We start from the raw sequence: 13,530 nt of genomic DNA, 5'->3' as shown, positions 1-13,530 counted from the left end.
CGCGGAACAGACGCTCGCGGCCGCCGCGCCGTCGCTGATCGGCGCGCACATCGGCAGCGTCAGCGGCCACGATACCTCGCGCGCCGCCAGCACATCGTCGGCAGTCATGGAGTCCTGATACTGCGCCTTCGGGTTCAGCGAGGAGTGCCGGTGGTTCTTCGCGGACACCTCGGCGATGTCCCGCTGGGTGGTCCCGAAGCGATGCATGTGATAGCGCGCGAGCGAGGCGTAGACGTCCATGAAGACGCTGCGCTTGCCGCTGTTCTGGCCGGCGCCGGGCGGCAGCGCGAGATCCTTGCCGAGCGCAGTCAGGCGGCGAACGCTGCCATCCACGTCGTGTACGTCCCAGGCGCCGCCGAAGATCGCAAAGGATTTTTCGCGGTCCTTCGAATTCATTTTTTCCGCGCCGACCGCCAGCGCGATATCGCCCTGCCCCGACGCGATGTAGGAGAAGGCGGCGTTGAGCGCCGTGGATGCGCTGGCGCAGGCATTCTCGACGTTCGTCACCGGAATGCTCTCGAATCCGAGCGCCCGCAGAACGAGCTGGCCGCGCACCAGGTGCTGGCCCTCCACGACGCCTTGCGCCGTGTTGGCGAAAAACGCGGCCCGGACATCGCCGCGCGCGATGCCGGCGTCCGACAGCGCCTCTTCCACCGCCCCACGGGCGATCGTCTCCAACCGGTCGTCGAGGTAGCGGCCGAACCGCGTCATGCCGACCCCGATGATGTAAACGTCGGCCATGACCTTCTCCTAGACGCTGATGAGGGATTCGATACGGGCGCGGTCGGCCTGCAGTTCTTCGGTGGTGCCCGACCAGACCACCCGGCCATTATCGATGACGAATTGCCGGCGCGCCAGCTTCAGTGGCACCTTCAAATTCTGTTCGACCAGCAACATGGCAATGCCTTCGGCATTGATGATGCGCATGGCCTCGATGAGTTGATCGACGATCAAAGGCGCCAACCCTTCGGTCGGCTCGTCGAGCAGCAGCACTTCCGGATTGGTCAGCAAGCCGCGGCCGATCGCCAGCATCTGCTGCTCGCCGCCGGACAGCGTATCGCCACCTTGCGAGGCACGCTCCTGAAGTCGCGGGAAAAGCTGGTAGATGCGCTGCAGCGACCACGGACCCTTGCGCCCCATCACGGTCGCGATCTTCAGGTTTTCCTCGACCGTCAGGTTCGGGAAGATCCGCCGGTTTTCCGGAACGAAGGCCAGCCCAAGGCGTCCGAGTTCATAAGGTTTCAGTGCCGTAACGTCGCGATCGCCCATCAGGCACCGGCCGCTGCGCACGGCATTGAGACCGATCGCAGCCTTGAGCAGCGTGCTCTTGCCGGCGCCATTGCGGCCGATCAGCGAAACGACCTCGCCCTCCGCCACGTCGAGCGAGACATGATGCAGCGCCTGCGCCTTGCCGTAGAAGACGTCGCAATCCTGCAGGGCCAGCGCGCTCATTCGTCGTTCCCGAGATAGGCGGCGCGCACCGCCGGGTTGGCCCTGATCTCCGCCGGTGTTCCGGACCCTAGCAATTGTCCCTGCACCATCACGACGATCTCGTCGGAGATCTGCATCACGACGTCCATGTTGTGCTCGATCAGCAGGACGGTACGGCCCGCCACGATCCGCCTGATCAGTTCGAGCGCCTGCTCGAGGCGCTCATGGCCGACGCCGGCCAGCGGCTCGTCGAGCAGCAGCACGCTGGGATCGCTGAGCAGCGCCAGGCCGACTTCGAGGGCGCGCTGGTCGCCGTGCGAGAGATTTTCAGCCGGCGCGTGGGCGAGACGCTCCAGCCCGATCTGCGCCAGCACCTTTTCAGCATCCTGACGGATCTCGGCGAAGCGGCCGGCCGGCATCCAGAACGGCTGTACGCGATAACGGTGTGCGAACGCCGCGAGCTTCAGGTTCTCCAGTACGGTCATGCCGGAGAATATCTTGGTAATCTGGAAGCTGCGACCAAGGCCGGCGCGGGTGCGCGCATGAACGGAGAGCTTCGTGATGTCCCGCCCGTTCAGGATCACCTGCCCGGCCGCCAGCGTCGCATGACCCGACAGCGCATTCATCAGCGTGGTCTTGCCGGCCCCGTTGGGCCCGATCAGCCCATAGATCCGCCCCGACTGGAAGCTGCGGCTGACGCCCGCGACCGCCTTGAGACCGCCGAACGCGACCTGGATGTTCTCGCACTGCAGGGAGACGTTGCCCGCACTCATTTCGACGCCCCCTTCCTGCCGCGTCCGAGGACGGCGAACAGGCCGGCGATGCCGTTCGGCAGAAAGATGGTGCAGAGAATGAAGACGATGCCGAGGACGCCGTACCAGTGTTCGGTAAACTGGCTGAGTTCTTCCTTCAGGACTTCAAATACGGCCACGCCGAGCACCGGTCCCAGCAACGTGCCCTTGCCACCGAGCAGCGTCATGATCAGTACGTCGCCCGACGTGCTCCAGTGCAGCATCTGCGGGCTGACATAGAACATCAGCGAAGCCAGCAGCGCGCCGCTGACGCCGGCATAGGCGCCGGAGATCATGAAGGCGCACTGGCGCAGCCGCTGTACATTGTAGCCGATCTGCTCGGCGCGGACATCATTGGCCTGCACCGCCTTCAACGCGCTGCCGAACGGCGAGATACGCAACAGCGCCATGATCGCGACGCCGATCACGAACACCACGACGAGGAAGTAGAAATAGTTGCGGTTGTTGTAGAAATCGACGCCGAAGAGGGCCGGCCGCAGCACGCCGGGAATACCGTCCAGACCGCCGGTGAAGGCCCGCAGCTTCGTGCTGGCTAGGATGTAGACGAGTTGCGCCAGCGACAGCGTCAGCAGCGAAAAGAACAGGCCCGACACACGCAATGCGAACACGCTGAGCAGGAAGGCCAGCGCCGCGCCGGCGACGGCCGCCACCAGCAGCGAGGGCAGGAAGCCGAACTGAGGCGCCAGCAGCGCCAGCGCATAGCCGCCAGCGCCGAACATGGCGGCATGTCCGAAGGACAGCATGCCGGCCATGCCGAAGATCAGGTCGAAGCCGATCGCAAGCAGGCCCCAGATCAGGATCAGGCTGATCAGGTTGAGGCTTTCCTCGCTGGTCGAAACCATCGCAAAGACGATCATGGCAGCGACGGCGGCGGCCATGAGGATCTGGTCGAGGCGGAGCATGCTCATGCCGCACGTCCCTTGCGGCTGAACAGGCCCGATGGCCGGGTCATCAGGGTGACGATAAGCAGAACAAAAGTGATCAGTTCCACCCATTCGGGCGCATAGGTGAAGCCGGCGGCGCGCGCCATGCCGAGCAGCAGCGCGGCGAAGATCGCTCCCTTGATGTTGCCGAGGCCGCCGATGATCACCACCACAAAGCAGTCGATGATCACGCTAAAGCCCATGCCGAGTTCGATCGGCACCAGCGGCGCCGCGACGACGCCGCCGAGCGCGGCCAGCCCCGAGCCGAGCGCGAACACCGCCGTGCGTACCTTCGCCACGTCGACGCCGAGCGTCTGCGCCATTTCGGAATCCGAGCTCGCGGCACGGATCACCATGCCGAGCTTGCTGCGGTCGAGCAGCAGGAACAGCAGGACGGAGACCAGCGCGCCGAAGCCGATGATGAAGAGGCGATAGGAGGGGATCTGGCTGCCGAACAGCGCAATCGGCTGCGAGAACAGATCGGGCGTCGGCACCTGCTTGTAATCCAGCCCCCAGATCAGGCGAACCGATTCCTCGATCACCAGGATGAAGCCGAAGGTCAGCAGCAACTGATAGATATGATCGCGATTGTAGACCGGCCGCAGCGTGACGACTTCCATCGCTGCGCCTAGCGCCGCGACGACCAGTGGGGCGAAAGCGAGCCCGATCCAGAACGAACCGGTCCAGTGCACAATCTGATAGCAGACATAGGCGCCCAGCATATAAAGGGCGCCGTGCGCGAAATTGATCACGCCCAGCATGCCGAAGATGAGCGTCAACCCTGCCGCCAGCAGGAACAGCAGGAAGCTCAAACTCAAGCCGATAACGATCGTCGACACGCCAGATTGGTCCGCGGTTTATAGAAGGGGGTGAGGCGTGTCCCGACGCCGGGACACGCCTCCGTTTTACGAGCAGACGTCGAACAGCTTCGAAGCGTCGAAGACGTCGGTGATCTTCATGGTCAGCGGCGGCAGCGGCGCCTGACCTTCGGTCACGACGCCCCACAGGCCGACCTGCGCGGCCTGATGATCGCAGCCGCGCATCACCTTCTTGCCCTCGAGCGAATTCTCGCGGGTGCTCTTGGCGAAGGCATCGACCCACGTCTCGCGGTCCCAGCTCTTGGTGGATTCGACGACATCGAGCCACCAGCTGATGCCGTCATAGGCCTCGCCGGCAAAGCTCGACGGCCACTCGTTGTACTTGGCGCGATAGGCCTCGACGAACTTCTTGTTGGCCGGGTTATCGACCGTGAAGTGATAGCGCACACCGGAATAGACGCCGACCGCAGCCGGACCGACGGCCGCCGCGAGGGTCTCGTCCTGCAGCACCGGGCCGAACTGGGTCTTGCTCTTGTTGAGACCGACTTGGCCGGACTGCTTGAGGAAGGTGACGGCGTCGTTGCCGGTGACGATGACGGCAATGCCGTCGGCATCGGACTTCGCCATCTTGTCCACGATGACGGAGTAGTCGCGGTTGCCGAGCGGCGCGTAGTCATTGCCGACGATCGCGATCCCGGCCTTCTTCGCCTCGGCGGCAAACAGTTCCCAGCCGTCGCGGGTCGCCTGGTAGTCGGCGGTCACACCGTAGATCTTCTTCAGCCCCTTCACCTTCGCGAACTCGATGCACATCCGGATTTCCATGCCGAGCGTGTTCGAGGTGCGGAACGTGTAGCGCGAACCGTTCGGCCGCGTGATCTTGTCGTCGGCGGAAATGGTCACCAGCAGCGGGATCTTGCGCTGGTCGGCCAGGCCCTGCAGCGCCAGCGTCGATGCCGAGCCGACTGCGCCGAACATCATCTGCGCACCGCCCGCAAGCAGGCGGGTCGCCTTCTGCACCGCGGGCTGCGGCTTGGTCTCGTCGTCTTCCCACGACACCCGGATCGGCTTGCCGAGCACCTTGCCGCCGCGATCGGCGATGGCGAGTTCGACGCCCTGCCGCATGTCCTTGCCGATGATGCCGTAAGCGCCGGAAAACGCCAGGATACCGGCGATATGAAAATCAGCCGGCTCATCCGCAGCGAGAACACCTGTCGCCGGAGCAAAAGCCGACAGCGCCGCACCGGCCGAGCTCAGCAAAAATGTACGACGATGCATAAAACCTCCCAAAAACCTGTCATTTAGATGTATCTTACTGAGGAGTAGGCTATCTCTGACCTCTAGGTAAATGTCAAGCCGCGGAGCGGCTTGCGACCTGCGGCTTGAACGCAGCCGGAGAAATGTGCATTGGAGACAGGGCGCGACGGTGTGTCGCTTCCTGCATCCTGCCGCAACTTGGGGAAGTACAGGGATGACGAAAAAACCAGTGGGGAGAAAGCGTCCCAATGTTTGGGAAAGCGTCGACCTGCGCCAGGAGCAGCACGAGGCCAAGCGTCGTCTAATCCTTAAACAGGCAGCACTTCTGTTCGCGGATCGCGGCTTTCACGAAACAACTATCGATCAGATCGCCGAAGCTCTCAATGTAACCAAGCCGACGATCTACTACTACATCGAGAGTAAGGAAGACCTGCTCTATCAGGTGGCGCATACGGCTCTCGTCGACCTCAATGAGGCCTTGTCTCGCGATCAAGACGCGAAGCTTCCCGCAATCGACCGCCTCGAACAGTTCTTCACGATGTATGGCAGACTCATACTGTCCGAGTTCGGGGTGTGCCTGGCTCTGGTCAGCGACCGCTCGCTTAACGCGCAGTCACGACGCAAGCTTCGCTCGCTCAAGAAGCAATTTGAGATCACCGTTCGGAAAATTCTCGAAGAAGGCAGCAAAGATGGCACGATCTGCGTGGACGATCCGAAAATGTTCATATTTGCCATCTTTGGTGCGTTCAATTGGGCTCCGCAGTGGTTCTCGAACACAGGCGCATCCGCTCCGGACGAAGTCACGGCTGCGATGTTCCATGTATTTCGCAGCGCTGCGGCTCGGTAAAGCAGGGCAATTGAAAAAGCGCTGGCTGGACTGACCAACACGGAAAGCAATACTGGCATACAGTTGCCATGGGTATCCGCAACACGTCGTCACCACGCTGGCGCGGATGACTGAAGCCGAAAAACCGATGCTGGGGCCATCCAATAGGTTGGCCGAGTACGCGCCCGAGCCGAACCTCGAGACCAAGAAAAAGGACGTCGTCTGGTTCGCGATCGATGATAATCGGCCGCTCACGTGCTTTGCTGTGCTGAGTTCAAGGGCGATCGTGACGCAAAATCGAAGCCTCCGGTCGACGCGCTCAAGCAGAAGCCGTGCGCGCGGTGATCGCCGCCGGTGCCATTATCGCAGCCCACAATCGCAGCGTCCAGCGCAACCGAGTTGCCCCCGAAGTCGCCCAGCCCGAGGTAAGTGTCTCGCTAAGGCCGGCAAGGAGTTCGGCGTTTCGGCCAAGCAGCAGATGATCGGTCTATTGACCCTGCTGCCGGACGTTCACGGTCTGGGCCTGGATGCCTCGCAGGGACTGCTGGTCAGCGAATCCTTCTACTGGGACATGAACGACGAAACCCGCGCCTGGTCGAAGCGCTTCTTCGAGCGCAACAAGGTGATGCCGCACATGGTGCCAGCGGGAGTCTATGGCAGCGTTCTGCATTACATGAAGGCGATCAAGGCCGCCGGAACGACCGATTCGGCTGCCGTGATGAAGGCCATGAAGTCGCTGCCGATCAACGATTTCATGACGAAGAATGGCAGGATCCGCGAGGACGGGCGTGTGCTCCGCGACTTCTACGTGTTCCGTGTCAAGGATCCGAAGGCATCCAAGGGACCATGGGACTATTACGAACAGGTCGCCACGATTCCCGCCGAGGACGCCGCGCGGCCACTGTCGGAGAGCGAGTGTCCCCTGCTGAAGAAGTAAGGTGCGGCTAACGCGCTGCGCGCAGGATCATCATGATGTCTTCGGCCGATTGGATCGGCCGAAGATTGGCTTTGACGAACGCATTGCCGAGGCCGGTTTCGGCCACCCGCGGCAGCGCGCTGTCGTCGACCGCGAGCTCCGACAGTTGGGTCGGTAGTCCCAGCGAGGCAATGAAGTGACGAACGGCATCGGTGGCTGATTTGCCGGCGGCGCCGAAAGCCGCGGCGATTTCGGCTTGCCGTTCATGTGACACCGGTTCGTTGAACGCGAGCACGGCGGGCAGCAGGACACAGGATGTCATGCCATGCGGCACGCCGGCAATCGCTCCGAGCTGGTGACCGAGTCCGTGGCTGGCGCCATATCGCACACGGCCGATGCCCGATCCCGCCAGCCAGACGCCAAGCTGGCAGCGGTGCCGCGCCTCGATGTTGGCTGGATCGGCATGGGCCGCGCTCAGGCCTTCACGCAGCAGTGCCAGACCACGTAGCGCCAACGCGTCGGTGAACGGGTTGGCGTCGCGCGAGAGAACGGTTTCAACACCGTGGTCGACCGAGCGGATGCCGGTGGAAAGCCAGAGATCCAAAGGCGTGCCTGCGCCGAGCCAGGGGTCGTAGACGATGATGTCGGGCGCAAGCGTGTCCGATTTGAACAGGTGCTTGATCCCGCTCCTTGTATCCGTTGCTCCGCCGATGATGCCGAATTCCGCCGCCGACAGCGTGGTCGGCACCGCGATGATCGGGATGCTGCGTTTGGCCGGCGAGGCCTGCGACACGCCGAGCGCGTCGGGTATCGAGCGCAGGCCGAGCAGGGCCTCGTGATCTCGCACGCCCGTGGCGACGGACAAGCCGGCGATCTTCGCCGCATCGATCGCGCTGCCGCCGCCGAACACGACAAGGAGGTCGGGCGCATGACGTTCGATGGCGGCGGTCAACGCCAGCACGACATCGAACGGCGTATGGGGCTTCAGGTCCCGAAACATCGGAAGCGCCGCCGCTCCAAGTCGATCGATCGACGCTCTGACGATCGGGTTCTCCGCCAGCGAGGAGGTGACGATCGGCAGCACACGTTGGACGCCGCGGAGCTGCGCCAGTTCGGCGACCTTGTCCTCGGCATGTGCGCCATAGTGAACAGAAGGCTGCGCCAGCATCGCCAACGCTCCGGCCTCGACGGTCCCGACAGGATGAGCGGCGTTGGAGTTGGTCATGGCGTGCTTCCTGCTGCGATCGGTGAGCGGTATGCGCGATCGATGTTGCTCGCGGGCTACAGCCGGCGCTTGATGAAGTCCACATAAGCGGAGGCGCATTCGCCCGCGCGGCTCAGCAGCAGCGAGTGGCGTTGCCCGGGGAACCACTGGATTTCAGATGTCTTCAGGCGCGCATGCAGGTCGGCGGCGAGCGATCGATCGACGAAGGGGCTGCCGTCCGGAGCCAGGATCAGAACGGGAGCGCGAATCTGGTCGAGCTGCGATGACAGGTCCTGGGTCTTGATGAACTCCGCCTGCTCGTACACGGCGCTCGGCGCGCATTCCGCCTGCAGCCGATGGACCCAAGCATAGAGGCGCGGATCGACATCGCCGTCGGCAAAGCGCATCGGCATCAGCGCGTCCGACCATGCGGCCATGCCGCCTTTGTCGATCGTCGCGCGCCAGGTATCGACCGCCTTGATACGCTTGCCGTCAAATGGAGTGGAAAGCAGAGCGCAGGAACGAATCCGCTCCGGATAGCGTGCGGCATAGCCGAGCCCGATCAGCCCGCCGAGCGATTCCCCGACGTAGTGGAACGTGTCGACATTCTCCGCGGCCAGCACGACATCGATATCGGCGAAGAAATTCGGCAATGACCAGCCATACCCTTCCGGCGTCGGCTCGGATCGACCGAAACCGCGCATGTCGAGCCGGATCACCCGGAATCCGGCCGCCAGCAGCGCCGGCTGCCAATCACACCAGGCATCGCCGGTCAGCGCGACGCCATGATGCATGAGCACGACCCCGGCGGGTTCGCGCCACGGCGCAACCAGCGAACTCGCCTGATAGAATATCTTGCCGCCGTCGGTCGAAATCGCGATGGACATCTGAGCCACTCCAATTCAGTGCGCCGCAGATCGGCAAGCCGGCGCCTGCCGATCTGCAGCCGTCATCTGCACGTCAGTTCGTCTTGCCGGAGACGAACGAACAGCCACCCTCGGACAACGGGCGGAAGGCTTCGTTGGCGGGCACGGTCGCGAGGATCTTGTAGTAGTCCCAGGGCTCCTTGGATTCCTGGGGCGTCTTGACCTGTACGAGGTAGATGTCGCGCATGACGCGGCCGTCCTCGCGGATCTGGACGTTATGGCCCATGAAATCATTGACCGGGGTCGCCTTCATCTTCTTCACGATCGCCCGGCCGGAGGTTTCGTCGGTGGTCGCAAGAGTCTTGAGATAGTGCTGCACGGCGCCGTAGACGCCGGCCTGGGCCATCGTTGGTGCGCGGCCGAACTTGGCCATGAAACGGCGGCTCCAGGCACGCGTTTCGTCGTTGGCGTCCCAGTAGAACGGGGTCGAAATCAAGAGGCCCTGCGCCGTCTGCAGTCCCATCGCATGCACGTCGGAAATGAACATCAGCAACGAGGCGAGCTTCTGCCCGGCATGAGTGATGCCGAATTCGCCGGCCTGCTTGATCGAATTGACGGTGTCGGAGCCCGCATTGGCCAGGCCGATCACCTTGGCTTTCGAGGCCTGGGCCTGGAGCAGGAAGGATGAGAAGTCGGACGTATTGAGCGGATGGCGAACCGAGCCCACGACCGTGCCGCCGTTCGACTTGACGAACTTCATCGCGTCCTGCTCTTGCGCAATGCTGCCGGAGTTGTCGCCGGTCAGGAAGAACCAGCTGTCGCTGCCCTGCTTGATGAGCGCCTTGGTGGTCACGTTCGCAAGCGCGTAGCTGTCGAATGTCCAGTGGATCAGGTTGGGCGAGCAGTATTTTCCGGTCAGGTCCGAACTCGCTCCCGCCGACGGAATGAGGATCTTGTCGCGGCTTTCGGCGAGCTCGCGCACCGCGAGAGCGACTGCCGTCGTGGTCAGGTCCACGACAAGGCCGACATTCTGATTGTCGAACCATTGTCGAACGATGTTGGCGGCGATGTCGGGCTTGTTTTGATGGTCGGCCGAGATCATTTCGACCGGCTTGCCGCGAACCTTGCCGCCGAAATCGTCGATCGCCATTTGCGCCGCGATCACCGAGCCCTTACCGCCAAGGTCGGCGTAGGGACCCGACTGGTCGTTGATGACCCCGATCCGGATCACCGAATTATCCTGAGCCATCGCCGGCGCCAACAGCAAGACGCTTCCAAGAAGCATGGCGGCCGTTCTGAGCACCATCATTCCCTCCCAAATGTCGTTTTAATTGTCGGACAATAATTGTCCGACGATGGGTGGCTTTGTCAAGCAATCAGCCGCCCTTGCAGAGCAATTTGCCAGCTTAGGCGAAGTTTGTGGCGTGCGGCGGCTTTACCGGCTGGCTATTTTGTCCGACAATGATGCGACTTTTGTGGAGAGATCAGATGTCGTCCCCAAGTGCGATAATCGAAACAACCGTCGAACGCCTGCTCGAGCGCGCCGATCTGGCATCGAGCCACGCGGCGCTTCGCGAGGGCATCTTTCCGGTAGCGCTCTGGGAAAGCGTGTTGGCGGCCGGACTGCCCCTGACCCTTGCTCCGGAGAGTGCGGGAGGGATCGGCCTCGGCTTCGACAGCGCAACGCAGTTGGCGCGGCTGTGCGGCGCAGGAGCATTGCCGCTCCCGATCATCGAGCCGATGCTGGGCAATTGGCTGCTCGGCCTCGCCGGCATCGAGCCGCGGGATAATCCGGTCAGCCTGGCATTCGGCGTGGACTCGCCGCTTCCTCTATGCGGTCGGTTTGGCAGCCAGGTTCGTTCGCATCGCGTGCCGTGGGCGCGCTGCTCCGATCTGGTGGTCCTTGCAACAGACGGGCCCGCGCTTCGGATCGCGCTGTTGCCGCTGGGCGAGAACATCGTGGTGGCCCACGACATCAACATGGCCGGCGAACCCCGCGACCGCGTCGATCTCTCGATCTGCGATGCCGAGACGACGGTCTGGCACGATCTCCCGCCCGACCTCACGGCATCGACGATCCTGGCCAGGATGGCCCTGCTGCGCGCGGCCTCGATGGTGGGCGCGATGGAGCGCGTGCTCCAGCTGAGCGTGACCTACACTTCGGAGCGCCACCAGTTCGGCCGCTCGCTGGCAAGTTTCCAGGTCATCCAGCAAACGCTGGCGGTGATGGCAACGCAGGTCGCCGCGGCGCGGTCGGCGGTCGATATCGCCGCAGTCGAATCCGATCTCGCGCGCATTGCGTTCATGGCGGCGGTTGCCAAGGCGCGCGCAAGCGATGCCGCCACGCTCGTTGCCGCATCGGCGCATCAGGTCCACGGCGCCATGGGCTTCACCCAGGAATATGGCCTCGGGCCGATGACCAAGCGGCTTTGGTCCTGGCGCAGCGAGGACGGCAGCGAAAGTCACTGGCACGGATGGTTGGGCGCGCGAGCGCGCGAGAACGGCGACCTCTGGGCCGTGGTCGCTGCCTGAGATAACCGGAATCGATGCGTGGCCCGAACGCGCTGCGCTCAGGGCGTCAGGGCCTTGCCGATGATGCCGCGCAGGATTTCGCGGGTGCCGCCACGCAGGCTGAAGGAGGGGGCCTCGAGCGTCGTACGGGTGAAATGGCGGATGAGCCTATCGTCCACCGCTGATGCCTTCTCCTCGATGAGGTCGCGGGCGATCTCGACGATCTCCTGCTCGAGGACCGCACCGAGATCCTTCACCACCGCCGCCTGCAGATTGGGCGACTGTCCTTCGCCGATCATGCCGCTGACGGACATCGACATGCCGCGCAAGGTGACGAGATGGGCGATGGCCCGCCCGATGGTCCGCTGCACTTCGGCTTCGCCGGACACCGGGAGCGCGCTCGCTTCACGTAGCAACGGCACCGTCGACATGAAACGATCGGGCCCGCTGCGTTCGAGCGCCAACTCGCTGGTGACGATCTTCCAGCCTTCGCCGGGCTCGCCGAGCACCATATCGTCGGGCACGAAGCAGCCGTCAAAGGCGACTTCGTTGAATTCGCGCTCATCCGCCAGATTGAGGATTGGAGAAATCGAAGCCGCGGGGTCCGGCAACGCGACGATCATCTGCGACAGCCCGGCATGCCGTTGCGCGCCGGCCTCGGTGCGGCACAGCACCGTCATGTACTGGGCATTGTGAGCATTCGTGGTCCAGATCTTGCGGCCCTCGATACGCCAGCCGCCTTGCTCGCGCGTTGCCCGGGTGCGGACGCTTGCGAGATCGGAGCCGGAATTGGGTTCGCTCATCCCGATGGCAAAGCAGCAGCGCCCCGCGACGATCTCCGGAAGGATGTCCCGCTTGGCCCGCTCGCTGCCGAAGCGGATGATCTGGGGCCCGCTCTGCCGGTCCGCGAGCCAGTGGCCGCCGACCGGCGCGCCGGCCGCCAGCATCTCCTCGATGATGACGAACTGCTCCACGGGCGATAGATCCTGGCCGCCATGTTTCTTCGGCCAGGTCGCCCCGATATAGCCGCGGCTACCGCACTGTTCGCTGAAGGCGCGATCGACCCGCGTCCAGGAATTCGAGCGAAACTCAGTCCCGGATGCCTGCTGCTGCATCAGGAATTCGCGAACCTCGGCCCGCTTGTGGCGGGAGGTCTCCGGCAACTCATGTGGGGTGAAGGGTGGGATTCCGCTCATCGGGCTCTCTGTCTGACGGTTCGGCCTAGACGTGGGAAAACATCTTGCGTCCCGCCGTCGGCATCTCTGCGCGCAGAATCGCGCCGGAATGAGACTCGACGATAAAGAGGGACTTGCGATCGGGGCCGCCATACGCGCAGTTGGTCGGGAAATTATCCGTGCACGATCGAATGCGGTACAGCGGTTCGCCGGCCGCAGAGAACAGCCAGGTCGCGCCCATTCCCGGATGGCAGACCGCAAGGTTGCCATCGTCATCCATCGCCATTCCGTCCGGCCCGACACCGCCGCTCATCTGGATGAAGATGCCGACCTTCGAAACCGAGCCGTCGAGCAGCATCGGCGCGCGCCAGATGCAATTGCCACGCGTGACCGCCACGAAGACGGTGGTCTCCTTTGCGTCGAGTACGATCCCGTTCGGGCTCGGTATTCCCTCGAGAAGCTTTTCGAGTTTTCCGGCGGCGCTCAGCCTGAAAACCCGCCCGCTCGGATCCTGCAGTCCGGTTTGGCCCTGGTCGGTGAAGTAGAGGTCGCCATTGCCGGCAAACACCAGGTCGTTGGGGCCTTTGAAACCGTCGATCTGATCGCGATGGACGATCGGCGAGACGGCGCCGCGCGCAGGGTCGAGCAGCAGGATGCCCTGCTTGTGATCGGCAATGAAGATGCGGCCGTCGCGGTGAATCTTCAGACCGTTGGGCTCGCCGTCATATTCGGCGACCAGATCGAACGTGCCGGTCGGAGAAATGCGAAAGATGCGGCCGAACGGGACATCGACG

Annotated in this window: 14 protein-coding genes; 3 read left to right on the top strand and 11 right to left on the bottom strand. The window is 63.4% G+C overall.

Annotation, left to right across the window (positions count from 1 at the left end):
- From JHD07_RS17435 to JHD07_RS17410, 6 genes are all read right to left on the bottom strand, one after another.
- Positions 1-741 (bottom strand): thiolase family protein (locus JHD07_RS17435; protein ID WP_291624399.1); only part of this gene is annotated, 741 nt, incomplete at its 3' end.
- 9 nt (positions 742-750) lie between these two features.
- Complete coding sequence (locus JHD07_RS17430) at positions 751-1,452, bottom strand: ABC transporter ATP-binding protein (protein ID WP_024343229.1); 702 nt, start codon at positions 1,450-1,452, stop codon at positions 751-753.
- Positions 1,449-2,204, bottom strand: a complete 756-nt coding sequence (locus JHD07_RS17425; RefSeq protein ID WP_024343228.1) for an ABC transporter ATP-binding protein — start codon at positions 2,202-2,204, stop codon at positions 1,449-1,451. Before JHD07_RS17425 ends, JHD07_RS17430 begins: the two co-directional genes overlap by 4 nt.
- On the bottom strand, positions 2,201-3,151 hold the full coding sequence (locus tag JHD07_RS17420) for a branched-chain amino acid ABC transporter permease (protein ID WP_024343227.1): 951 nt from the start codon (positions 3,149-3,151) through the stop codon (positions 2,201-2,203). Before JHD07_RS17420 ends, JHD07_RS17425 begins: the two co-directional genes overlap by 4 nt.
- Positions 3,148-4,005 carry a branched-chain amino acid ABC transporter permease gene (locus JHD07_RS17415; RefSeq protein WP_024343226.1) on the bottom strand — a complete coding sequence of 286 codons (858 nt, stop codon included), beginning with the start codon at positions 4,003-4,005 and terminating at the stop codon, positions 3,148-3,150. Before JHD07_RS17415 ends, JHD07_RS17420 begins: the two co-directional genes overlap by 4 nt.
- A 66-nt stretch (positions 4,006-4,071) precedes the next feature.
- Positions 4,072-5,259, bottom strand: coding sequence for an ABC transporter substrate-binding protein (locus tag JHD07_RS17410; RefSeq protein WP_024343225.1), 1,188 nt, complete (start codon positions 5,257-5,259; stop codon positions 4,072-4,074).
- Between the two features lie 193 nt (positions 5,260-5,452).
- Between JHD07_RS17410 and JHD07_RS17405 the strand changes: the two genes are divergently transcribed.
- Together JHD07_RS17405 and JHD07_RS17400 are read left to right on the top strand one after the other, a co-directional pair.
- Positions 5,453-6,085, top strand: coding sequence for a TetR/AcrR family transcriptional regulator (locus JHD07_RS17405; RefSeq protein ID WP_024343224.1), 633 nt, complete (start codon positions 5,453-5,455; stop codon positions 6,083-6,085).
- Between the two features lie 106 nt (positions 6,086-6,191).
- On the top strand, positions 6,192-7,001 hold the full coding sequence (locus JHD07_RS17400) for an ABC transporter substrate-binding protein (protein ID WP_080655014.1): 810 nt from the start codon (positions 6,192-6,194) through the stop codon (positions 6,999-7,001).
- 7 nt (positions 7,002-7,008) lie between these two features.
- Here JHD07_RS17400 and JHD07_RS17395 read toward each other — a convergent pair whose 3' ends face one another.
- The 3 genes from JHD07_RS17395 to JHD07_RS17385 form a co-directional block, all read right to left on the bottom strand.
- Complete coding sequence (locus JHD07_RS17395; RefSeq protein WP_024343222.1) at positions 7,009-8,205, bottom strand: iron-containing alcohol dehydrogenase; 1,197 nt, start codon at positions 8,203-8,205, stop codon at positions 7,009-7,011.
- A gap of 56 nt (positions 8,206-8,261) precedes the next feature.
- Positions 8,262-9,071, bottom strand: coding sequence for an alpha/beta hydrolase (locus JHD07_RS17390; RefSeq protein ID WP_028139103.1), 810 nt, complete (start codon positions 9,069-9,071; stop codon positions 8,262-8,264).
- A 73-nt stretch (positions 9,072-9,144) separates the two neighbouring features.
- The gene (locus tag JHD07_RS17385) at positions 9,145-10,281 is read right to left on the bottom strand and encodes an ABC transporter substrate-binding protein (RefSeq protein WP_291624397.1); all 1,137 of its coding nucleotides are present in this window, start codon (positions 10,279-10,281) and stop codon (positions 9,145-9,147) included.
- A gap of 257 nt (positions 10,282-10,538) precedes the next feature.
- Between JHD07_RS17385 and JHD07_RS17380 the strand changes: the two genes are divergently transcribed.
- Positions 10,539-11,582 (top strand): acyl-CoA dehydrogenase family protein, encoded by a 1,044-nt coding sequence (locus JHD07_RS17380; protein WP_024343219.1) that lies wholly within the window; start codon positions 10,539-10,541, stop codon positions 11,580-11,582.
- Between the two features lie 38 nt (positions 11,583-11,620).
- On the opposite strand, the gene JHD07_RS17375 is transcribed toward JHD07_RS17380, so the two are convergent.
- Both JHD07_RS17375 and JHD07_RS17370 read right to left on the bottom strand, forming a co-directional pair.
- Positions 11,621-12,757, bottom strand: coding sequence for an acyl-CoA dehydrogenase family protein (locus JHD07_RS17375; RefSeq protein WP_024343218.1), 1,137 nt, complete (start codon positions 12,755-12,757; stop codon positions 11,621-11,623).
- Between the two features lie 25 nt (positions 12,758-12,782).
- Positions 12,783-13,530, bottom strand: a 748-nt coding sequence (locus JHD07_RS17370; protein ID WP_291624393.1) for an SMP-30/gluconolactonase/LRE family protein, incomplete at its 5' end; no start/stop codon positions are given.

Source organism: Bradyrhizobium sp. (genome assembly GCF_016462955.1).
GTDB lineage: Bacteria > Pseudomonadota > Alphaproteobacteria > Rhizobiales > Xanthobacteraceae > Bradyrhizobium.
Note: the sequence above shows the minus strand (reverse complement) of the source record. Positions and strands in the feature narration are given on the sequence as shown.

What these genes read in the sequence shown, in the direction of transcription:
- JHD07_RS17430 (WP_024343229.1), bottom strand. Translation starts at nt 1,452, where the DNA reads ATGAGCGCGCTGGCCCTGCAGGATTGCGACGTCTTCTACGGCAAGGCG.
- JHD07_RS17425 (WP_024343228.1), bottom strand. Translation starts at nt 2,204, where the DNA reads ATGAGTGCGGGCAACGTCTCCCTGCAGTGCGAGAACATCCAGGTCGCG.
- JHD07_RS17420 (WP_024343227.1), bottom strand. Translation starts at nt 3,151, where the DNA reads ATGAGCATGCTCCGCCTCGACCAGATCCTCATGGCCGCCGCCGTCGCT.
- JHD07_RS17410 (WP_024343225.1), bottom strand. Translation starts at nt 5,259, where the DNA reads ATGCATCGTCGTACATTTTTGCTGAGCTCGGCCGGTGCGGCGCTGTCG.
- JHD07_RS17405 (WP_024343224.1), top strand. Translation starts at nt 5,453, where the DNA reads ATGACGAAAAAACCAGTGGGGAGAAAGCGTCCCAATGTTTGGGAAAGC.
- JHD07_RS17400 (WP_080655014.1), top strand. Translation starts at nt 6,192, where the DNA reads ATGACTGAAGCCGAAAAACCGATGCTGGGGCCATCCAATAGGTTGGCC.
- JHD07_RS17395 (WP_024343222.1), bottom strand. Translation starts at nt 8,205, where the DNA reads ATGACCAACTCCAACGCCGCTCATCCTGTCGGGACCGTCGAGGCCGGA.
- JHD07_RS17390 (WP_028139103.1), bottom strand. Translation starts at nt 9,071, where the DNA reads ATGTCCATCGCGATTTCGACCGACGGCGGCAAGATATTCTATCAGGCG.
- JHD07_RS17380 (WP_024343219.1), top strand. Translation starts at nt 10,539, where the DNA reads ATGTCGTCCCCAAGTGCGATAATCGAAACAACCGTCGAACGCCTGCTC.
- JHD07_RS17375 (WP_024343218.1), bottom strand. Translation starts at nt 12,757, where the DNA reads ATGAGCGGAATCCCACCCTTCACCCCACATGAGTTGCCGGAGACCTCC.